This is a genomic window from Ferroplasma acidiphilum, assembly GCF_002078355.1.
GTDB classification, from domain to species: domain Archaea; phylum Thermoplasmatota; class Thermoplasmata; order Thermoplasmatales; family Thermoplasmataceae; genus Ferroplasma; species Ferroplasma acidiphilum.
Genome location: NZ_CP015363.1, coordinates 599254 through 622742, shown reverse-complemented (window position 1 = coordinate 622742; position 23489 = coordinate 599254). Strand labels below are relative to the sequence as shown.

Sequence of the window (23489 nt, the reverse complement as noted above, 5' to 3'; positions counted from 1 at the left end):
TTACATACTTGGATTAAGATTTCGTGGAGAATTGGGGGTATATATTAATTTCTCGGAGTATGAGATGCACATGCATACAAGGATATCTGGAATCGAATGCAGTATTCATGCTGCCAAGATTGCCAACGAACCTTGAAGCAGAAATCCGGATTTAAAAAAAATTAATAGAAAACAAGGGGAGGATATAAAGCTTCAGCTAAAAGGCGAAAAAAATAGGTACGTAACTATTGTACGTGTTTCCCAAAATGAAGTTACTCTGAGCGAGCCTGAAGGAAATAATATATCGGTCCCTCTATCTAATGTTGCCGGCTTTACCACAGACACTAACTGGTATAGATATAGAAAATGTAAAGTTGTATGAATTAGAGTAGAAAACATTCTTAGATGTGTCCGTTAAAGATTTCTTTTCCGGACAGTAAAAAAAGTACCAGGGTATATATAAAGAAATCATTGATTTTAACGTATAGGTTTTTCGGACGATTTTATTATGTCATATACCGTTGACCTCTTTATCCCTACAATTTGGGATATTTCCCTTATTGATTTTCCGCTTTCCCTTAATTTAATAATATTTGAAGCACTTATATTCTTTTTGTCTAAAATGCGTGGCCGTCCAATCTTTTTGTTTTCCTTCATGGCCCTTGCCATGCCATCTTTTACCCTTTCAGATATTAATTCCCTTTCAAATTCCGCAGCTGCACCTAAAATGGCAAGCATAAAATCATTCATTGGATCCTTTTTCTCCGAGATTTTCAATCCCTGGTCGATGGCTTCAAAGAACTTTCCTTGAGATCTAATAATATTGAAGCATTCAAGCAGGTTTTGCAAGGACCTTCCGAATCGATCCAATCTTAAAACCAGTATCCCATCAAGCTTGTCCAGATCATCCAGTATTTGCTTTAATCCTGGCCTGTCTTTCTTTGAACCGGATGCAAAATCGATATATTCTTTATAATTCCATTTCCTTGCATTGCAGTATTCCCTTAACCTGATCAGCTGGTTTTCAGGATTCTGCTCCTTATCCTTTGTGCTTACCCTTGCATATAAACCTACAATCATATCTTCACCTCATCATATAATTTTTTAATTCGTCCAGTGCATGGAAAAATTGGGTTGCTAAATTGTTCACTAAATTCAAGTGCTCATTTATCCTTTCGTCAAACTGGCTAAAAGCGTTCTTCTGGATTTCTTCCTGCTTTTCCTGGATTTGCATCGTTTTCTCCTGCACCTCTACTATCTTATTGATTCTGTCATAGAATTTTCCGGAATTCAAATCATCTAAAAATTGCTTATATATTTCCAGATTTTCAATTAATTTCTTTGGATGTACTGATTCAAACTCTGCCGGGCCTTTGCTGAAGTCAACTATTTCGGAAATTTTGCCATCATCCGGATCATAAATTCTTAACTTTTCCCCGGTATCTTTCTGGATTTTGCCCACATTAATGGCCAGTTCATCGTTTTCAATTGCTATTTCACCCCTGGTTACTACAGCATCAAGGACATTGTTTGCCAGCCTTTGTAATTTTAATCCTGGAATGTGCTTTGACAGAAGTGACTCTATATGCTCAACTTCCGGTTCAATTAGAGCCATGGCTTTTGTTAACAGGATTTGAGGATCGTTAACCTCTTTATAGGGCATCCTTACCTCGAGGTTTGTAAACTTTATTGCCCTTGTGGAAACAGTTACGTTGAAATCCTTAAATTCGACTATTAAATCGGAATGGTTTCTTAGATTCCTTAAATGCGTTGGATGGTCCTTGAATGAAATTATGTGTATATTCTCTGCCGGAAGTGGTGTTTTTAGCCAGTACTTAATTTGAAGTGCATGGAGCCGGTAGAACTTATCAGAGTTTTCTGTAAGTGCTTCCACTTTGCCTGACTGTGTGGGGGAGTTATCTTCCCTTTTATTGCCTATTATAGAATAGCCTTTCAGTGTTATTGAATAAAACCGGTTGTCAGGACCCGTATGGTTTATTAAATATCCATGGTTGATAAGCCTTTTAATTTTCTTGGATACTGTACCTCCCGACTTGTATCCCATAATCCTTCCAATTTCCCTTGCTGATTTGCCTGTTAATAGATAAGAAATGATCTGGGAATATTCAGGTCCAGGATTAAATATCCTCATATATGCAACCTCACATGTGCTTCCACTTTACTGCTTCCATATTTGCATGAGAAACTGTCTATAAATTGATGTAAAACCTTTATAAATAGGAACTTCTCTGTACTGCTTCCACTTTGGGCTAAAAAATTATGAATTAAAATTAACTTCGGAAAAACAAGGTATTTACTTCCATTCTCATATAATATGACTTGAAGAAACGAATTTTCATTTTTTACATTGATTCTAAAAATCATTTAACATCCCTTTTAAGAATAAAATATTCTAATGCTATATCCTGGTCTTCTGGAGGGTCTACATTGTAATAATACCAGTAATTCATAATGGTTCCGGCAATGCTATGGCCAAATCTTTTTCTCAAATTGTAATAACATCTCGAATTTACATAAGATGCCATGTGTAAACCCCCGGAAAAGTGTATAACTCCATTTCAATCCCCTTGAGTCCACACCGTTCAGTCCCACTGAGTTTTGGACTGTTTGTTCTTTTAATTTTCTAGGTGCATTTATTGCGTCATCCTGGGTAGGGTGGAGATAGATTTCTGTGGAAGAAAGATCCTCATGGCCTAAAAGCCTGACAACAAAATATATGTCAATCCTGGACTTTAGCAGTTCGATAATACATCAATCCAGGCAAATTAATTTTAAAACGTTATAAATATACCTTATGATTTGTCTTCCAATGAAGCGTTGTATTCCCTGGAAAGTTCTTAAACTTTAGCGGCAATATACCCGCGAACTATTTAATACCAAGAATTATATATAAAAGTATAAAGTTATATTTAAATATATAAATGTTAAAATGAAAATAATATATCAACTAAAAGAGTATAAATTTTACAGAAATATAACTCCCCAATCTTATCTGCTATAGTATGTTAAAGTTTTGTGATCTGTGGTATGTCTTTATTTTTATTGCATAATAATCATAGCACAATTTCAAATGATTAACGACCATTATTCAGAATTAGTGTTGAATTTTAATGCTCAATTATTATATATAATTTATAAACATTTACTTTAAGAGATTTTATCAAATAACAATTTTGACATTTTCTTCAACACAAATGTTAAATATTATATCTTAATTTGTCAATTGCATGAATACAAATTTAATTCTGTATATTGTAAGAAGGGCAATTTATGCAGTTGTTACGTTAATCTTTATTATCGTAATAGTATACTTTTTAATACACTTAATTGCGCCTACGCCAGATGCTCTAGCTGGTATATATGCTGGTTCAGGGCACCATACCAGAGCTGAGATAAATGCCATAATCATAAAATATCATCTTAACGCTCCGTTGTATACACAGGTATTATTGTATATAGGTAATGTGTTTAGGGGTAATTTAGGTTATGATCCAGTTTATCACGTACCTGAAATTACCCTTATAGGAACATTCCTTCCAAGGACACTTGAACTGGTTATACCTGCTATAATAATCTCCACCTTACTTGGGCTATACACTGGTGCATTTGGTGCTTCCCATAGAAGAAAAATACAGGATCAGGGAGTTAAGGGTGTTTACCTTGTAACATGGGCTTCACCACCATTTTTTATAGCGATTGTTATACAATTATTCCTCGCATATGATCTCGGACTTTTGCCATCCACAGGGATGGTTAGCCCAACTCTTATTGCTCCACCAGATGTGGCAGCATTCCCACTATTAAATGCAATAATAGCAGGTGACTTGCCCTACTTTTTCAGCCTGATACAGCATATGATTTTGCCAGTTCTGGCAATAGCACTTCTGAGTTTTGGAGTTATTACCAGGATAACTAGATCATCTATGCTTGATTCTATGGAATCAGATTATTTTAAATTGGAGTTAATGAAAGGAATAAGCAGAAAAAGCGCAGTATATGGGGCGGCTTTGAGAAATGCCTCAATACCTATAATTACATTGCTGGCTTTGACGTTCGGTTATGCAGTTGCTGGCGCCGTGGTTGTTGAAGATATTTTTGACTATCATGGTATGGGCTGGTTTATAGTTCATTCCATATACACACTTGATTATATTGCGATATTATCAACCACTGTTATAATTGCAATATCAATTATTATAGCTAATTTAGCAGCAGACATACTTTATGGAGTAATAGATCCACGGGTGAGAGTTAGATGATAGATGAGAATACATTTGAAAAAACTACTACGTTTAAAAAGGCAGGTTATTTTAGTCAGTTTATCAAAGATAAGTCTGCCATTATAGGTATTATAATAGTAGGATGGTTTTTTGTATGGTCATTAATACAGGGACTATTAGAAGATATAGCTTCTTATACAAGTGATTCAAAACTTGGATATCTACTATTACCGTCTAACCCCTTTAAGATCAATTATGCAGCCTCTCTGGAAGGCCCTTCAACGCATTCATTAGCTTTAATCTTCGGTACAAATTTCGATGGCGAATCTATACTTTCAAGGATGCTATACTCAATGCCAAGAGATGCACTTGTTGCTGTAATAGTAGTATTCTCTGCTATAATAATTGGTTCACTGCTGGGAATAATATCAGGGTGGAAAGGGGGCTGGATAGAGAACATTATAATGAGATTGACTGATTCTTTTCTATCAATACCTGCGTTGATTCTGGTTATTGCTATTTCTATTCCTTTAAAGGCCGGATTTGATGCTGTTATTATATCATTATCCATAGTATGGTGGCCTACTTACGCTAGGTTTTTCAGAGGGCAAACATTAAAGATCAAAAATATGGACTATATGCAGGCTGCTAAAATTAATGGCGTAAAGAAGATCAGCCTTTTCTTTAGATATCTATTTTTGAACAGTATTGATCCGGTTATAGCATACGCTGCACTGGATTTTGGAAATGTGATACTTACATATGCCACACTTGCCTTTCTTGGAATCGGGTTAACAATACCGATACCAGAACTTGGTGCAATGGCTTCCAATGGTCTCGGATACCTACCAGCAGATTGGTGGTATTCTGTATTTCCAAGTGTTAGCATACTTATCATAGTTGCTGGATTCGTACTCGTTGGTGATAGGTATCAGGATATAATTAACAACAGGATAGATTACTGAGGTGCAAAAATTGTTTCTTGAAATTAAAGATTTAAAAGTATCATACAAAACAGTGAATGGAAAGTCAACAGTACTAAATAACTTCGCTTTGAACCTGGATAAAGGTGATTCCATATCCATAGTAGGTGAATCGGGATCTGGAAAAAGTACCCTTGGTGGTGCAATTACACGTTTGCTTCCACCATCAGGGGAGGAGTCTGGTGAAATAGTTCTTGATGGCAAAGATCTGTTAAAATTAAGCGAAGATGAAATGACGTTGATCAGAGGTACTGAAATATTTATGATTTTTCAGAATCCATTAAACAGTTTAAACCCAGTCAAGACTGTTGGTTATCAATTAATTGAAGCTGCTAAAATTAAGGCTGAAAGGGACAAAAGTGATGCTACTGAAGAACATCTCAATAATGTTATCATTCAAGCTCTCAAGTCTGTCAGGCTACCGGATCCAGAACAGATTATCAAAAGATTTCCGCACGAATTATCAGGTGGGCAGGTACAGAGAGTTGTAATTTCAATGGCTTTGATTTTAAGGCCCAAATTACTGATAGCAGATGAACCAACTACCGCACTTGATGTAACAATACAGGCACAGGTTATAAATCTATTAAAGGAAATGAATAGAGATTATGGTATGTCAATTATTTTTATCACACACGACCTTAGCCTGGCATACGTGATATCGAATAAAATTATGGTGATGTATGCGGGAACCATTATGGAATTTAATGGTTCAGATCTTCTGGTTAAAAATCCAAGACATCCTTACACTATAGCTTTATTAAAAAGTGTGCCTACCGATTATAAAACGAATTCTAAACTGTATTATCTGAAAGGCGCGCCTCCTTCTTTTTTTAATTTACCACGGGGTTGCAGATTTCACACAAGATGCGAGAAGGTATTTGGAAAGTGCGAAGTGGAAGAACCTCCGCTTATATCTATTGGCGGAGACTATAAAGTGAGGTGCTGGCTCTTTGAGTAATATAATTACATTAAACAATATAAAAAAATACTATCTAACACAGGAAATGCAATTGCTGGATGTTATATTCAGGCGTAAGCCTGTATACGTTAAAGCATTGGACAATGTATCGATAGAGATAGAAAAAGGTAAGATACTGGGTGTTGTTGGAGAATCGGGTTCCGGGAAAACAACTCTGGGAAAACTCATTTCAACAATAGAAATGCCTACAGAAGGTGAAATGTTTTTTGAAGAAGATAAAATCACAAAAAAGAATTTATCTCTAGTGAGAAAACATACTTCAATGGTATTTCAGAATCCCTATACATCGGTAAACCCGAGAATGAAAATTAAAAGCCTGGTTTCTGAGCCTCTTGGCAAGTTCGATCCTGAAAAGGTGAAAGAAGTTTTGTCTCTGGTTGGATTAGATTATGATGAAATTAAAAACAAGGAACCTAAAGAAATGTCTGGTGGCCAGATACAGAGAATAGCCATTGCAAGGGCCCTGATAAAAGCGCCAGACCTATTAATTTTAGATGAACCTACTTCTGCTCTGGACGAGTCTATACAGGCACAGATACTGGATCTGCTGCTTGATATCCAGGCACAGTATAACCTTACATATTTATTTATCACTCATAATATAGGAGTGGCCAAGTATTTAACCGATAAAATGGCCGTGACATATGCAGGGAAGATATTTGAATACGGAGATACAAAGAAAATTATTGAGAGCCCAAAGCACCCGTATACACAGCTTTTAATTGCGTCCGTTCCGGATTTTGAAAAGAAAGAATTAGCGTCACCGGTAGGAGATGTGCCTAGCCTTATTAATGTTCCTCCGGGTTGTAAATTTAGCAATCGTTGCCCTAAAGTTATGGATATATGTAAAAAAACAGAACCTGAATTTAGAGATGTAGATGGTGTTAAGGTTTTATGCTGGCTGTATGGATAAGGGGGATGGAAAAAACACTGATTAAAATAACAATTCTTGTTGTAATTTTTTCTGTTTTTCTTAGAATCAACAATAAAACCATTTTAAATTATCTCATCTTTCTTGGTGTTGTTTATCTTGTAAGTATTCTTTACATCCTCTACAAAATGAGTTATAAAGTAGAGATATACGAAGACCATTTATACATAAAAAATTTTTTTGCATCACACATAGTAAAGTATCAGAATATAAAAGATTTTTTTATTACAGAGGGTTATCTTCAAAGGAAATTTGGTTTACATTCTATATATATAATTACCAAAACAAAAAATTATCTTTTAAAGGATCTTCCAGATGCAGAAAAAATTCATGATGATATCCAGATACAATTAAATAACAACAATATCGGGATTAAGCAGGGATAACCAGGGTTATTCTGCAATATTAATATGCATATTGAGTACCTGTACAATATTTAATCATAATTAAATTATGACAATGATAAGCGAACCCAGTGGCCATTTTGTGGTTTTATTGAGTAAAGTTAGTATATGTCTCTCTTTTCATATATACGTATGAAAATATTGTGCATAGTGCGCAACATTTGAATTAGAGCATATCAAACGATCCAGTTAGATTTTTGAAATTTTTATTTCACCATGTCTACATGGGCAAACCCCTATATTCCAATTTATTTTATACCAAAGTGATTTTCGCTGATCTATCGTGTAAAATAGGTTCTGAGAAGTACTAATTTATATTTCCATATATCTGTTTACAATCTCTATTATAGTATTTACACTATTAAGGCGTTTAAGATTTTAATATATGTTCGCAATTATAATAGGCCTAAATTTAAATACCTGATTAACTATATCTCCAGATATTCATTCATGTAAATTAATTGCTATGAGAAACAAGCAAAAAACACATGGGTAGACTATAAAAACATGATTACAAGGCATGATCCGATCGCGTTGATACAGATATTTCATTGAAAAATATCTAAATAGAAATTCAATGTGCCTTTGATATAACCCCCATGTACATTAAAGTCAACCTGGGAAAACCTATGAAATAGATTTGGAAATATTCACAGTTCAACTGAAAAATAATTATTTTAGGTGTAAATCATAATCATATCTATCCATACATGTATTGAAAATTGAGGTTTATAGAAAACATACAGTTTATTCATAAATGATCACTGTCTACACCTTTTATTTTTTATATTAACATAATTCGGATAGTTGCCTGCGTGATTGTACATTATTTAGAATAATCAATTAAAAATCATTGAAAAAATATGGTTTGAAAAATTATTTAAAATTAATAGATAAAATTATTTAAAAATTAAAATTTTGGGGCGGCATTTGTAAATGCCATTTCGATATCAGCTACTAGTGTGTATAATGTCATGAATCCAACACTACTTGTCAACTTTCCTGTAAATGTCATCATGTTGTAAAAGTAGGAGGAAGTTATATTATTGTAAACGAATCCATGAACATTTGGTGCAACGAAATATACTGCATCTGGCATTGGTGTCCACATATATGCATACTGGTTATATGTAAGATTCTGTACATTGTACATAGCCTGTTTTTGATCGGATATGTTTTTGAAATCCAAATTTGTAAAGTTGGCGTTTAGAGATGTGTTATCTACCCATGCATCATTTCCACCGAATGCTCCTCCTGCCGCTGGACTGTATACATCTATCAACTGCTGTCCAATAGGATCAAGATAATCGGGAAGCCAGCCAAGGTCAACAAAATGCGGAGTTGCTGAAGCATTGGTCCAACCACTCACTGTTGATTCTGTAACGAGTGAAGTTTTGAATGTTAGTCCAATGTGGGTAAATGAACTTATTGCGGCTGACATGGAAGCTGTTTCTATACTTGTTGCGGGACTAATTCCGGTTATAGCGAATGTATGATGCGATAGATCTGTTCCACTTGTATCACCAACTTTTGAACCATTGGGCAATGTAACATAAAAGCCCATCTCTTTACCAGCTGTAGTAATGTTTGCTATTGCGGCTGTAAGGTTTTGTTTAGGCAAGGGGTAGTTGTTTGGATTATAGTATGCTTTCCCAAATACAGGGGATAACGGTCCTAGTTCTGTGTAAGCTTCAGGTGTGCCGTTATAGTTATTGTTATATACTTTTAATTGTGCAGTGTAATTCATAGCGTTGTACAATGCTTCCCTGAAATGAGTGTTGTTTGTATAGGACCTCTGAGTGTTCATTGAAATATAGAATACACCTATTTCATTATATGATTTAACAAGAGCGCCTGTTCTTTCTGTTTTATTATGGAATCCATTTATCATCTGTTTAAACGATGATGGTGAGACTGTCGATATCTGCGATATTCCCCTATCGAAATCTTCAAGCCTGTCTGCGTGGGATAATCCATAGTCTATAACTACAGTTTTTATGCTTGCTGGCTTGGCTATTGCACTTATACTGCCGTTATTAACCATTGCACTTGTTACCCAGTAGTTAGGGTTAGCTTTAAGCACTATTGTCGAAAAACCTTTTCCCACGCTTGATATTTCGTATGGGCCGGAACCTATTACACCATTAGCATCTAAATAAGAATTGGGCGTATTCACCTGAACGCCGTCATGTGCATCAACATAACTTGGCTCTACTATGTCTCCCCACCATCCCGCTATAGCAGATAGCAGAAAAGCGTATTTATGTTCAGTGTTTATCTGGAATGTCCCATTACTGTTTACGACAAGTGACTGGTTAGCATAGTTCATTACTTTCATTTCAGTTGCATTGTAGTTAAAATGAGATAGTATGCTTGCAAGGTCGTTTCCTGCAATTGTGTAATTGTAAGTATTCATAGTAACAGTTTTATTTACCTTATACGTTGTGTTTGATATGTGATAACCTGCATTTATAAGTGCAGGTATTATGCCAACAGGAAGGTACACTCCGGTTATTCCAGCCATAGTTCCATTGAACAATGTTCCAGAGTAATCAGCTGCGTAGGGCCCCTGACCCATTACTATACCTCTTGCAAATGAGAACCATGCAGATGTTGCGTTTAAAGGCTGGCCATTGCTAAAATTGGCACCACTTCTCATTGTGAATATGTAATGTGTATCATTTAAATTCGTAACATGGCTAGCCAGTACCGGTGTCACATTTGTGGAGCTGCCATTATATTCTACAAGAGTTTGAAACACTGCCGAGAATAGAGGCCCATTAGTGGTAAAAAATCCTGTAGCAGGGTCCAATTGTTCTGGGGCGGCTGTCTGCGATGTGTCTGTGAATGCATGCGTCGGATGATACAGTACCAAAAAAGCTGTACTGACCAGGATTATTGCAACCACAACTACTATTATAATTTTCAATCCTTTTTTCATTAGTTAGATAATTTATAAATGTATTTAAATTTTGCCCTATATTTACCGGATACCTTTTAGAAAAGGTTAACTACTAAATAATAAATCAATCATTAATAAAGCAATATATTATTGCTAATACCCATTTAATTTCTGCATTTAATTCAGAGTTCGTGTAGCTTTTGTTCGCATGTAATAACTAAGATTAAGTTATTTATATTATCGCGATAATTAATTCTTATCTCTTTTTAAACATTATTTTCCATTATTTATATACTTGTTTATATACTACCCAATTTAATATTATTAATGCTCACATATACCACGTTATAAATATATAGACGTTAATATTAAATCGTATTTCGATCTCTAATCCGGGGAATATATATAACATACCTGTAATGATATTCATCTTTCCTTTAAGTAGTTATAAACTGCTATTTTTCCAAATTTCATTCATGTAGAACGCTTATAGAGTTGGTATTTTAATTTTATTAATTTGACAGTATATATCCAGTATTGTTAAATTCGATTCTCGCCATATCCCTATAGCTGGTATCCCCTACAATATTCTTAATGCCAAGGTACCTGCCACTTTTTTTAACAGAGAAAGAAAGTTTAATTGAATCCTCCATAAAGAACAGGTAGCTATTCACCGTATGGAACTTTAGCTTGATGAAATCCGGGAATATTAAAGCTATAATGTCCTTCGGAGGGATTATCCTTGAGATTTTATGCTTAATGGCCTTTCCTGGCAAATCTATGCCTATGTAGATAAGCCGGTTTTCTCCCGGTACCAGTACTTCCCTTATTGTATGTTCATGCAGAAGTTTCGAAACAACCAGCTTATATTCTACATCAGTGTAAATTCCTACCATGTTCCTGTATATTTTTATATCAAAGAACCCAATTCTCTTTACCAGTTCCCTTAACAGGATTTCTATTGCTTCTATCCTTGTGTATTCATCATTTATTGTTATATATTTCTTTGACTTGTCCTTTGCAATAGCATTCATGCTATACAGTGATTTTATAGTTTCTTTAACCTTAAAAGAGTTCATTTTTAGTGATTTAACCAATTCGTTTTCCGTGGCATTCCTTGATATCAGGTATTTATACACAGTCTCTTCTTCCTCTGTAAGTTCACGTTTCCTGATAGCTTTATAAAGGGCTATGACATTTTTTGTGCCATATGCCTGCACGTTGAATGGCCCGTCAAATGTATATATAAGCATGGAACTATAGTAATTTTCCAGTTCCACATTCCTGATGCCGGAATAATATGCTTCCATATCTGTCCTGAATCCAAAGAATATTCGGGTGAGTTCGTTATAATTCATTGTTCCTTTTCTTGATCCATAAAGATTTACGGCCATAGATAATAGCCCCTCCATGTCCATATTTATAACTTCGAAATCCCCTTTATAGATATAATTGCCTGAAACCCTGTAACCATAGCCACTTGCAGTATCCAGAAGGCCCTGATCTGCACTGTCAATTATTATAGAATCCATTCCTGTACGTTCTGCGGCTTTTTGAATAGTCTCAAGAAATCCGGTGTTTTTTCCGCTTTCGAAATCAAGGTTCTCAATCCATAACCCGGGTTCTTTCTCTTCCATGTAAAACATTGTTTCTTCAGAACCATGGTAAATAAACCGTGCGTTATAATCGTCATTCCTTACATATTTCCCGAGATACAGGCTGAGTGGGTCATTTTTTCTTACAATTATAGATGTATTTTCAGGTGCGTCAGGAAGCTCCCCGTAATAAATTTCATTTCTGAAGTAAATGGGAGCAAACCTGGAATAATCTATTTTTCCAGGATTAATCCAGAAAAATCTTGCAAGTTCCCTTGCTGTAATAGGGCCGAATTTTTCGATTATGTTATTTACATCTATCCCTGTCTCAGGGTTGTAAACCTGGATGTCTCCACCAGGCCCATTTACCACCTGTATTTTAAACTGCAAATTCTTAATTACTGCCTTTACTATCTTTATATCGAATCCTGTTATTTCAGAAAGTTTTTCTTCTGTATCTACGCCTTTTTCAATATAATCAAGTATTTTAGCCTCTTCCGGCCCATTCTTTTCTGCCCTTAAGTTATAGAGGATGTCCATGAGCCATTTAGCAATGTAAACATGTTTATTTTTTATAGCCCTGGTATAGAATACCGTTCCATTCTTTATAGCTTTCTCCAGCAATTCCAGGCGGAAATGCGATGTCCTTACCTTTATATCATATACATCGAAGGCAAAACCGTATTTCTCAAAATAGTCCTCAATGCTGGCAACATCTGTGGAGAAATTTGATATCCTCTTTCTTGACACGTCGTATGATGTACTGTTGACAATGGCATCGAAATCCTGCTTCATCATATACTGTTTCATGAAAATCGGGGTAATGTAATCGAAAATTAAAGATCCACTTCTCTCCATTTCCCTGAGCGTTGTTTCCAGTTCTCCATTATCAACAGGGAGCCTGATCAACAATTCATCGAAAGAAAGTGGCCCGTACGATGAAAGAATGAGCGATACTGCCTGTTTCATTGCATTAGCCGGTTTTTCAGGCATTTCCTGGTTCCTTATGTAATACTGGTTTCCGTTTTTTATAATTTTTCTGATACGGTAGCCCGATTCAAGTTTTATCAGGCTATCCTTCAGATCCTGTTCCAGCATTCCTGTTTTTTTCAATTCGTTAAAACTTGAATTGTCTATATGATTGTAAACTTCTGTATCTTTGCTATTCAGTTCAATTTCCCTTCTGAAGAGATGGTACACCACCGGATAATATTCCCTGGATACCCACTGATCCGATCGTATAAAACAGTACATAAGTTCTCCAGAATTTATAAGCTGTTCAGTCATTTCATCCAGATCAACCGTAGCATATTCCAGCGGTGAGTCGAATTTTTTCCTGAAAGGGTCAACGTAAAGGAAATGCTCCAGAAATTCTCTATAACTCTCAATATCCTGAATTGCCGGGAGCTTATTTTTGAAGTAGTTCTCAACCAGCTTTGAGTCCTTTATAAGAAATTCTATGCCCTCTGTTCCATATATTTTATCCAGAAGTTTGCTCCTGAGTTCTTTTAATAGTTTTGACCTGTCCTCCATGAGCACTATATCAGAAACCCCTGAGAGTATAAGGTTGTATGAAAATGGGCTTGTTTCTGTAGAATAATCCTTTATTTTGTAATGTTTCTTTGATATTACATCGTTCACAAACCATGCTGCACGCTCAACATCCATTACATCATATTTTACCTCGTTGAATGCTTCTTTTATCACCGGAAAATTATCCATGGACTCCAGTATTCTGAGTAATCTGTCACTGCGCAGTTGCTGCCTTGCAACAGATATATCGGTTTGTTTGTACTTCCTTAAAACCATCAATGATCTTGTGGCGCAGTACCTGAAACGCTGTTTGAATAATTCAGTATTGATGATTGACCTGTCAACAAGATCCCGGAAGTTTGATGGTGTTAAAAGCCCTACGACGTCCTTTATAGGGACTTTTCTGTTAAGTGTTAATGTAAATCCATTGTCATTAACACTTATTCTGGTATTGGCACCGTATTTATTTGAAACAGCCAATCCATAAGCCCTTGATAATGCATCGTTTACCCTCCTGCCAAGTGGTATATGGAATATAATGCTATAGAGGTCATTATCTATATACCCTTCAATATAGAGCAAATCTTCAGTAGGAATGGTGAAATTCCCCTGGGTTTTTACATATGATATTAGGCTCCGGGCGCCGAATGAATCAACACGGTAATTTTCCATAAGCCACTTCTCTGTCTCCTCGCCGTTCTTTATTCTTTCATAGAGGGTTTTCCTGAATTCCCCTATCAGTATGCCAAGATCATAGCTCCTTGGCAACAATTCGCCTGTCCATGATGGGACAGTGGGCTTCATTCCTGTTGCCACTTTAACCGTTATATTATTTTTTGATGCTTTCAGAAACATGTATGTTTTGGCGCCTAAAACAAAGATATCCCCGTTCTTTAGCCTTTCAACAAATTTATCGCTTAATTGCCCTATCATCCTGCCCTTTTCATTAACAACGTTGTAATTGGCTTCTTCAGGTATAGTTCCAACGTTCATGAAGTAAATCATCCTGGTACTGGCCTTCTTTCCGAATACCTTTTCATCCTCATCGTACCAGATTTTGGAAAATAATGTATTCCCTTCTATTTTCCCGGAAAGGTATTGCAGGGTAGATATATAATCGCCATATTCCAGTGTGTGAAATGAAAATGAGTTCCGGATAACATTATATGCCACATCAACGTCCCAGTTCTTTTCCAGTGACATGCTTATTATTCCCTGTGATAACACATCAAGGGGATTTTCCGGTACCGTAACCTTATCAATTTCGTGGTCGTATGCAGCTTTAGTCATCACAGCACATTCCATGAGGTCATCCAGGTCAAATACTATAAACCGCCCCAGTGAAAGGTCTTTCACTCCATGGCCTGATCTGCCGATACGCTGCAATGCCCTTGATACAGATTTAGGACTTCCTATCTGTATAACCATATCTATGTATCCGATATCTATTCCGAGTTCAAGTGATGTTGAAGTTATGACACATTTCAATTCTCCATTCTTTAACCTGTTCTCAACCTCAATCCTGGTCTGTTTGCCCAGTGAAGAATGATGTGCTTCTATATTCTCTATTCCACGGGCTTTGAGTCGCATCGCCACATGCTCTGTGGAACTCCTTGTATTTGTAAATATAAGTGTTGTTTTATGGCTGTTAACCAGGTCAACTAATATATCGTACATTTTTTCATTGGCAACCTCATAGCTTACCATTGTTAAATCCTTAACCGGGGTAATTATGCTCAGATCAAGATATTTATTTGTATTTACCTCAATTATCTCAAAATCCCTTTTGTGTTCACCATTATAGCCACAAAGATAAGAACCTATGAGGTCTAATGGCGCCTGTGTTGCAGATAATCCTATGCGTACAAATCCCGGCGAGAGATTTTCAAGCCTTTCAAGGTTAAATGATAGCAATGACCCTCTTTTCGTTGATGAAACCTCATGTATCTCATCCAGTATTACATATTCAACGCTGGAAAATTTTTCCTTGAACTTTGTTGCGGTTATTGCAAGCGAGAATGATTCTGGAGTTGTTATTATTATGTGTGGCGGTTTCCGAAGCATTTTATTTCTATCACTCTGTGCGGTATCTCCGGATCTCACTGCCACCTTGATTTCCGGTATATCAAGCCCTTTTTCCCTGGCCAGGGTATATATCTCTGAAAGGGGCTCATTAAGATTTTTATTTATATCATTTGCCAGTGCTTTTAATGGTGAAATGTAAACACAGTATATTTTATCTTCAAGTTCGTTATTTCTCGCCTTTTTAAAAAGTTCATTTATTATTGAAAGGAAGCCTGTGAGCGTTTTGCCTGTTCCCGTGGGTGATGATACCAGTACGTTCTTTTTCTGGTGGATTAATGGTATTGCCTTTTTCTGCGGTTCGCTTAATTCGCTATATTTTGTATTAAACCATTGCGCTACAATGTCATCTAGAAAAGGCAATGTCTCTTCTACCTTAAATTGATTATTGTATATCATTTGCGATAATCTGTAAGGTAATTCATAATTCTATATAGCCTTTATCTATAGAAAATATATGAAACATAAAGATTCCGGATATATGCCGTTATAAAAAATAATATCAGGATAAATTAAAAAATTTATAAGTGCCTAAAGGTTCCTGGATAGAAATTCACGGGTAATAGGCATTACATTTATTCTTGTATGTAGCTGTGTCTCAAGAGACCGTGCAAGGCCTTCAGGTATTCCTATCATTGGAGATTCTCCAAGCCCCTTGGCACCGTCTTTCAGTACCGAGGGGTTTTCCACTATTTTTATATCAAATTCAGGCGTATGTTCAGCAGTAAGAACACCGGCATCTGTTATGCTTGTGGTCATTAGCTGGCCTTCCTCTGAATACCTTAGTGTCTCAGACAGTACCTCGCCGATAGCCTGCAATGCCCCTCCTTCTGTCTGCCCCATAACATTTGTCATGTTCAGGACTTTGCCAAGATCGTAATAGCAGCCTACTTTCAGGGATTCTATATCGCCGGCTTCGTTGATCTTTGATGTAACCAGATTGAAATTAACCTGGTTATCGTTATAATCGAATTTATAGAATGACGTCTGGTCGAAGTCATGCTTCAGTAGTATTTCCGGTGAATATTTGCCGTATTTTTCTTTTACCTGCTGTTTAAGTTCCTCTGCAGCCTGCATTAATACAGAACCATGTGTCATTGCAGATTTTGAACCCCATGTTCCAACTCCTGTTGAAAGGGTTTCTGTATCCTGCAAATCCAGGGATATTAAATCCTGCTCTACAGACAGTTCATCACTGAGTATGCTTTTGACAAACATTTCATGGCCCTGGCCGGATACGTTGCCTCCCATGTAAGTATGCACCTTGCCGTCCTTCACTATGATTCTTGCACTCTCTCCAGGTGCAGTATCCTCGTCCAGTATGAACAAGGATATGCCCACATGTTCCTTCTTTGATAATTCACGGTAATTGAAATATTTCAATGCGTCCTCAAGGAAAGGCTTTGTAGGGTAATTTACATCAAGCCCCAGAGGGGATTTAAATGGCTTTTCAAGTGCATTTTTAAGCCTTACATCGGCAATATCCATATTCAGTTTATCTGCCAGCAGGTCCATCATCCTTTCCATTAATATGGATGCTTCCGGTTTGCCTGCTCCACGGTAATAACCATTGGGAGCCTTGTTTGTAAGCATGTATTTCCCCACTATATGGGCTTTTTCAATGAAATATGGCCCGGTAATCTCGTGGATAACGTTTCCTAGATCCACTGAAGCAGCATCCACAAAATAGGGGCCGTTGTCCAGAAGGACTTCCCCGTCAAGGCCGGTAATTGTGCCGTCCTTTTTTGCATAGAGTGTTAGCGTGCCTTCTACTCCCCTGCCTGCGTGGCATGCCTGCAGATGCTCTGTTCTGGTTTCCTGCCACTTCACAGGCTTTCCATACTTCATTGAAGCATAGCATGCTATGATATATTCAGGATAGAATAGGGCCTTTACACCGAATGCTCCCCCATTGTCTATAAGGAATACCCTTACTTTCTCCGGCGGAAGGCCGAGGGAGTTCACGATTCCGGACTTTGACCTTACAATGGATTGAGAAGGCAGGTATACATTAAGTATGCCATCACGGTAATCTGCAACTATGCCCCTTGTTTCCATTGGATTTGCGGAAACCCTGTCAAGGAGTATTGTATCTGTTACCTTTACATCGTACTGTATATCCTTTTCATTGAATTTGACACCAATATCTTCCTGGGAAAGCACGTTGCCTGCTGTATCTTTATACATAGGTGGCTTGGTTTTGGCATCATCGATGCTGTGTATTGCATCCATAGGTTCGTATTCAACGTTTACTGTGGAAAGCAGGTCTTCGCTCTCATACCTGTTTTTCCCGAATACTGCAGCTACAGCCTGGCCCTGGTAGTTTACCTCGTCTATGGCCAGAACAGGCTCCTTATGGTCACCTTCTGCAAGCGCATAATAAGCCTTAAGGTCCTTTGAGGTCAATCCCCCCTCAACTTTCTTTACCTTTGCCCTTGCATAGGGGCTTCTTACCAGGGACATGTAAAGCATTCCGTCAAGGTCTATATCATCAAGGTATCTCCCTTTTCCGTTTACAAATCTCTCCTGATAGGTCATGGTACCCTCACCTTTTCAGTATTTATTTTTTCACTGGCTTTCTTTATTGAATTTATTATTGAGACATAGCCAGTGCATCTGCACAGATTTCCAGCCAGGTTGCTTTTGATATAGTCGTCGTCGGGTTTTTTATTGTTCCTCAGCATGTAAAGCGAGGTCATTATCATCCCCGGTGTGCAGAATCCGCACTGTAATCCATTTTCCTCAACAAAGCTTTCCTTAATTTTCTTAAGGTCTGCGTCTTTTTCATTTTCTATGGTCTCTATCTCATGCCCGTCTGCCTGTGCAGCCAGTACAGTACATGATTTCACTGCCCTGCCGTCCATAAGCACAGTGCATGCTCCACAATTCGTTGTATCGCATCCTATGTGTGTGCCTGTGAGTTTAAGGTCATCCCTTATAAAGGTGGCAAGCAGGGTTCTCGGTTCAACATCCTTTTTGTATTCTTCTCCATTTACTTTTATATTAACGATCATTTCGGTACACCTCCTATTCCTTTAACAGCCTTTGTAAAAAGGTATTTAAGCAATTTTTCCTTGAATTTTACACTTCCATTGTCATCATCCATGAAGTCTGCAGCTTTCAGGAGCAAATCACCGGCTTTTGCAATATTGTCATCTGTAACCTCCTTCCCCACCAGGAATTTTTCTGCCTCTGTAGCTTTTAATGCTGTTGCGCCACAGTTTGTCAATCCTATTCCGGCTTCCTTTATTTTGCCTGAATCCATTGACAGGTTGACAGCTATGCCAAGGATGGAAAAATCTCCTGCATATTTTTTGTATTTCATATATCTGCCTGATGAATTTCTGTCCTCTATCGTTATTCCTGTAAGTATTTCTCCAGGGTTCAGTGCAGTGGTAAAAGTATCGGTGAAGAAATCCTGTGCCTTTATTGTCCTTTTTCCCTTAGCGGATGTTACTTCAAAGGTGGCGTTGAGAGCCAGCATAACAGCAGGAAAATCGTTTGCAGGGTCACCATGGCATATATCGCCCCCGATAGTGCCCATGTTTCTCACAAGCGGGTCGGCTATAAGCCCGGCAGCTTCACTGAGTATGGGGAATTTCTTCCTTATCTGTGGATCCTCTGCAATAGAGTGGGTTCTAGCCATGGGGCCTATTCTCAGGGTGTTTCCCTGGAATGAGATGCTATCCATGCCTTTTAGCCTGCCAATATCCACCAGCTGTGGAATCGATGTAAACCTCAGTTTCAACAGCGGTATAAGGCTCTGGCCGCCTGCCAGTACCTTGGCATCTTCGTGTCCATTCAAAAATTTCGTGGCTTCCTCTATGCTTTCTGGAGCATAGTATTCAAATTTCTCGGGAAACATAGTTATATAATAGAGAATTGTATAAAAATGTTGCTAATAGTTCTAAATTTTTTATGTCGTTCCCTATACGCAGGAATGCCTGTTCAGCATTCATTATTATTTTTTAATAGAATAATGTATAAACTTGTGAATTTATAGAAGTATTATGCTTATTTCTGACATTATCAGTACAATCCTGGCTAAATACGCCATATATGCAGTTTTATATCTGCTGGCATAAAGAAATTAGAGCTCCACAGAGAGTTCTCCATCGTTTTCCTTTACTTCGTATGATTTAAGGTCCGTTGCTTCCTTCCTGGTCATAGCCTTAAAAAAACCATTTATGTTTTTATCCACTTTTCCTGTCTGAACGTTGAACCTTGCATGGTGTTTAGGGCATATTACATCGTGGCCTTCAGATTTTCCTTTGCCCAGATCGCCTCCCATGTGTGAGCACAAAGCATCTATGGCATAAAATTTTCCTCCAACATTTGAAACCAGAATCTTTTTGTTTCCAACTTCAAATTCCCTGCTTTTTCCTTCTTCTATCTCTGTAGTTTTGCATAAAGGTTTCGATTCCATATTTATCCCTTAATTATATAAATTCAGGTATATAAACAATTCTACCCCTGCTATTCAGAAAAAAGTTTTGCCCGGTACTCTGGCATTATATTTCCATTTAAAAACTGGCAATGTGCTAAACATTATAATTGAATTTAAAAATCTAATAAATATTCTAAAAGTTCAGTAGAATGCGAGTGCCGGGATTTGGACCCGGGGCACGAGCTTGGCAAGCTCGCGTGTTGCCAGGCTACACCACACTCGCATTATTTCCAAAACGCAACACGGTATATATATTTTGACATAGTCCACTATAACCTACACCATTGATATTATAAAGTGTATAATAACTATTGATACAGGTATAGTGATATTATCATCTGCAATTTTGTTTGATATGGATTCTGCAAATGTCCCGCCGATTGCGTAAAATGCTGAAATAAAGTAAACAAAGAAGAATAAGCCAAACAGAAATGATGGGATAAGCATGCCCAGGAATCCTGCCATGGACTTTCTTCTATTATAGAAGAGCTTCCTGCTCCTTATTTTCATTCCAATTATAGTTGCCAGGGAATCTCCAATCATTATCAAAAATGCTGAGATGTATATGAGCTGAAGTGATCGGGTAAATGAAAGCACAAAAAGGAATCCGGCTGCAAGATACATGGATCCAAGCCCCAACTTCGTGTCCTTCCTTTCCATCATGTAAACCAGGTCTGCCAGCCTGTTCCTGTTATTTAAATAAAGTATATTGCCACCAAGATAAATTAAAAGTATTGCAAGCAGTATGAGAATCCTGCCTTTTATTCCATCCAAAGCAAATATTGCAATTGTAATGACACCTGTAGAAATCTGGAAATAATCACGGGATGTTTCCCGTTGTATATCCTTGCCCTTATTTTCGTTATTTGTTACATCATATTTTCTCATATTCTTATCCAGGAACATTGAAAGGAGTATGGAAATTGATATGGAGGCAAAAACAAACCTGACAGGAACGAAATTGCCAAATATGGATAGGATAATAAGGACAAAATCTACGGCAAATGGGAAGTAAAAGAATACAGTGTATAGATACGTGCTGACTATCATAGAAAAAAGGTATACCGGAAGAACAAAGAATGAACCTGAAAAGTATACAAGCCCGACCATTATAGGAATTGAAACAAGAATTTTTATAAGAAATGTTTCCCTATTTTTTATGAGTATATATGAAACAGCGATTATGAAGACCGCTAAATATGCAAAATTGAATAACTCCATGTACCTCTAATTTAACCGTTAGACTTAAATTTTTGTTAGGGCTTATATTATAGCCACGGCAATCAATAATTATTTCCCATTTGGAAGGTAATATATAACCTCATCGGGATAATCATCATATTTGAAGCCGTAGTGCAAATAGAAATCCTTCGCGAAATTTTCTGCATTGACCCAGAGAAAGACGTAATGGTACGAGAGTGCCTTAAGCCTGTTCAATGCAGTAAAGAGCAAATATTTTCCCATGCCCGTTTTCCTGTACGCACGCTTGACAAAAATTGATACTATAAATGCCCTGTCAAATCCAAGCCGTGATGACACCACTGCGCCACTTATTCTGCCCTTGTTTTTTATAATAACTGTAACCTCCTTAATTATCTCCCCATATTCTCCTTTAAAAAGGTTAACTACAGTCTGAAGGCGATCCTCCCTTTTATTGCTGAAAAGAAATTTGTCAGATGTGTACTTGAATGCCTCATACTCTGCGTCAGAATATAAATCCATGTTAATATCGTCTATTCCTGAAATGTCGTATTTTTCATCCAGTTTATTATATTTATAGTCATTGAGGTCCATCACCATTCTCTTTCTTACAATAGTTTTGAATCCTGAGTCTGTAAGGTACTTTTCACTTGTCTCATTTCCATTAATAATTGGATTTAACATTAATTTTTTCTTTTCCTTTGAAGCGATTCCTGTAAGCCATTCAAAAATTTCCTTTAACCGGTCTTCGGTTATTTTTTTAGGAGATGTAAAGCCAATATCGGCATAAAGCCTATCTGATTTATCTGTAGAATCCATAATATAGGCATACCCTACAAGCTCGTTTTTATGCATGATAATTCTGTATCTGATTTTATTTTCGTTTAATAATTCAATTACACTGGAATAGCTGCCCTTTATGTCTAAATCAGGGTATTTTTTTGATAGGAAATCTATCTCCTTTTTCAGGATAACCTCCCAGTTTAACCTGTAATTGTCAAGCTTCATTTATTACCCTATATATTTTATCTATATTTTCTTTATCCTTTACAATCATAAAACTTGCTTTCCTTATCCTGTTCATAACTGCGAGCCCGATGCCTGTTTCAGGAAATGCCTGTATAACACCGTATAGTTTTCCAGAATTATCCAGATATCTGAAATCATAAAATAAATTATGGGCAATTTCATATATATCGCCACCCAGTACAATTGATTCGCCGGAAGCGTATTTTTCGTTTTCTTTAGAGCACAGGACCATGAAATCTTTAGAAACTTCTGAGGATATGAATTTTTTGAATTCTTCTTCGTTCTCAATAAGAAATAATTTCTTTGATGGGGCATAATGCCGGTATTTTAATCCAGGGGTAAGTGCAACATCTGACTGGTTATAGCCCTTTGCCAGTGGGTCTACATATATTTTTCCTATAATTGACTCTATATCTTCAACGCTAAATGCCCCGGCCCTCAGCAGCCTGTATGGCTCTGCTGTGCAGTCAAGGATTGTGGACTCCACGCCGTACCTTACCCTTCCTGCGTCTATTATTGCGTCAACCCTTCCATCAAGTTCCTCCACTGCAGTTTCAGAATCAACTATGCTTGGCCTTGTTGAAATGTTGGCACTGGGTGCAGCTATTGGCCCTGAGGCGTCTATAAGCTCCAGCGCTATCTTATTGTCTGGAAAGCGGACACATACTGTATCTAAGCCAGCACTGACAATATCAGGTATAGACTCTTTCTTTTTCAGGAGCAGTGTAAGTGGAGATGGCCATATATTCTCCATTTTTTTCCTTAGCCCATCATCAATGTATGCCACCTGATCAAGCATCTTCATGTTTGATATATGTACTATCAGCGGGTTGTCTGCAGGCCTGTTTTTTGCAATAAATATTTTTGAGCATGCCCCGGGATTGAATGCATCTGCCCCGAGGCCATAAACAGTTTCTGTTGGAAATACAACGGTTCCACCATTTTTAATAATCCCCGCACATACCTTAATGGCGTAATTTTCGTTTTGATTGTTTATATGTATTATTCTGGTCATGTTTATGGAAATTCCAAATGATTATATAACCATTTTACTCCCGTTGCATGTTTTATGACATATTTCAGGAAATATGTGGATAATGGTAATAATATATATAACCGGGAAAACCTGAGCATTTAATATCCTTAAAATAGTGCCCGGGATTCTAATTTACAATGTATTG

17 protein-coding genes and 1 tRNA gene are annotated in these 23489 nt (G+C 37.1%); 5 read left to right on the top strand and 13 right to left on the bottom strand.

Annotation, left to right across the window (positions count from 1 at the left end; genetic code table 11):
* Positions 1-456: 456 nt before the first annotated feature.
* The 3 genes from fad_RS03265 to fad_RS09235 all read right to left on the bottom strand — a co-directional run bounded on the left by fad_RS03265 (position 457) and on the right by fad_RS09235 (position 2525).
* Positions 457-1059: a recombinase family protein gene (locus fad_RS03265; protein ID WP_081141770.1), complete on the bottom strand. Its 603-nt coding sequence runs from the start codon at positions 1057-1059 to the stop codon at positions 457-459.
* 4 nt (positions 1060-1063) lie between these two features.
* The gene (locus tag fad_RS03260; protein WP_081141769.1) at positions 1064-2131 is read right to left on the bottom strand and encodes a helix-turn-helix domain-containing protein; all 1068 of its coding nucleotides are present in this window, start codon (positions 2129-2131) and stop codon (positions 1064-1066) included.
* 229 nt (positions 2132-2360) lie between these two features.
* Positions 2361-2525 carry a hypothetical protein gene (locus fad_RS09235; protein ID WP_155951099.1) on the bottom strand — a complete coding sequence of 55 codons (165 nt, stop codon included), beginning with the start codon at positions 2523-2525 and terminating at the stop codon, positions 2361-2363.
* 702 nt (positions 2526-3227) lie between these two features.
* On the opposite strand from fad_RS09235, the gene fad_RS03250 reads away from it, so the two are divergent.
* Genes fad_RS03250 through fad_RS03230 form a run of 5 tightly spaced genes read left to right on the top strand, consistent with a single transcriptional unit; the run spans position 3228 to position 7502 of the window.
* On the top strand, positions 3228-4259 hold the full coding sequence (locus tag fad_RS03250; protein WP_081141760.1) for an ABC transporter permease: 1032 nt from the start codon (positions 3228-3230) through the stop codon (positions 4257-4259).
* A complete protein-coding gene (locus fad_RS03245; protein WP_081141758.1) occupies positions 4256-5185 on the top strand; it encodes an ABC transporter permease in 930 nt (309 codons plus the stop codon). The genes fad_RS03250 and fad_RS03245 overlap by 4 nt, the downstream gene beginning before the upstream one ends.
* 10 nt (positions 5186-5195) lie before the next feature.
* Positions 5196-6164: an ABC transporter ATP-binding protein gene (locus fad_RS03240; RefSeq protein WP_081143146.1), complete on the top strand. Its 969-nt coding sequence runs from the start codon at positions 5196-5198 to the stop codon at positions 6162-6164.
* Between the two features lie 46 nt (positions 6165-6210).
* Positions 6211-7098, top strand: a complete 888-nt coding sequence (locus tag fad_RS03235; RefSeq protein WP_155951155.1) for an ABC transporter ATP-binding protein — start codon at positions 6211-6213, stop codon at positions 7096-7098.
* Between the two features lie 5 nt (positions 7099-7103).
* Positions 7104-7502, top strand: coding sequence for a PH domain-containing protein (locus fad_RS03230; protein ID WP_155951098.1), 399 nt, complete (start codon positions 7104-7106; stop codon positions 7500-7502).
* Between the two features lie 928 nt (positions 7503-8430).
* Here fad_RS03230 and fad_RS03225 read toward each other — a convergent pair.
* The 10 genes from fad_RS03225 to fad_RS03180 all read right to left on the bottom strand — a co-directional run bounded on the left by fad_RS03225 (position 8431) and on the right by fad_RS03180 (position 23323).
* Positions 8431-10461 carry an ABC transporter substrate-binding protein gene (locus fad_RS03225; RefSeq protein ID WP_081141755.1) on the bottom strand — a complete coding sequence of 677 codons (2031 nt, stop codon included), beginning with the start codon at positions 10459-10461 and terminating at the stop codon, positions 8431-8433.
* A gap of 473 nt (positions 10462-10934) precedes the next feature.
* Positions 10935-16031: an ATP-dependent helicase gene (locus fad_RS03220; protein WP_081141753.1), complete on the bottom strand. Its 5097-nt coding sequence runs from the start codon at positions 16029-16031 to the stop codon at positions 10935-10937.
* A gap of 132 nt (positions 16032-16163) precedes the next feature.
* Positions 16164-18170: a xanthine dehydrogenase family protein molybdopterin-binding subunit gene (locus fad_RS03215; RefSeq protein WP_081141752.1), complete on the bottom strand. Its 2007-nt coding sequence runs from the start codon at positions 18168-18170 to the stop codon at positions 16164-16166.
* Complete coding sequence (locus tag fad_RS03210) at positions 18167-18646, bottom strand: (2Fe-2S)-binding protein (protein WP_081141751.1); 480 nt, start codon at positions 18644-18646, stop codon at positions 18167-18169. Before fad_RS03210 ends, fad_RS03215 begins: the two co-directional genes overlap by 4 nt.
* Positions 18643-19497, bottom strand: a complete 855-nt coding sequence (locus tag fad_RS03205) for an FAD binding domain-containing protein (RefSeq protein ID WP_081141750.1) — start codon at positions 19495-19497, stop codon at positions 18643-18645. Before fad_RS03205 ends, fad_RS03210 begins: the two co-directional genes overlap by 4 nt.
* Positions 19498-19722: 225 nt before the next feature.
* Positions 19723-20058 carry a Rieske (2Fe-2S) protein gene (locus fad_RS03200; protein ID WP_009887709.1) on the bottom strand — a complete coding sequence of 112 codons (336 nt, stop codon included), beginning with the start codon at positions 20056-20058 and terminating at the stop codon, positions 19723-19725.
* Between the two features lie 171 nt (positions 20059-20229).
* A tRNA-Gly gene (locus tag fad_RS03195) sits at positions 20230-20302 on the bottom strand.
* Between the two features lie 53 nt (positions 20303-20355).
* Positions 20356-21300 (bottom strand): diacylglycerol/polyprenol kinase family protein, encoded by a 945-nt coding sequence (locus fad_RS03190; protein WP_081141748.1) that lies wholly within the window; start codon positions 21298-21300, stop codon positions 20356-20358.
* A gap of 69 nt (positions 21301-21369) precedes the next feature.
* Complete coding sequence (locus fad_RS03185; RefSeq protein ID WP_081141747.1) at positions 21370-22287, bottom strand: GNAT family N-acetyltransferase; 918 nt, start codon at positions 22285-22287, stop codon at positions 21370-21372.
* Positions 22277-23323: an L-threonylcarbamoyladenylate synthase gene (locus tag fad_RS03180; protein ID WP_081141745.1), complete on the bottom strand. Its 1047-nt coding sequence runs from the start codon at positions 23321-23323 to the stop codon at positions 22277-22279. Before fad_RS03180 ends, fad_RS03185 begins: the two co-directional genes overlap by 11 nt.
* Between the last annotated feature and the right edge of the window lie 166 nt (positions 23324-23489).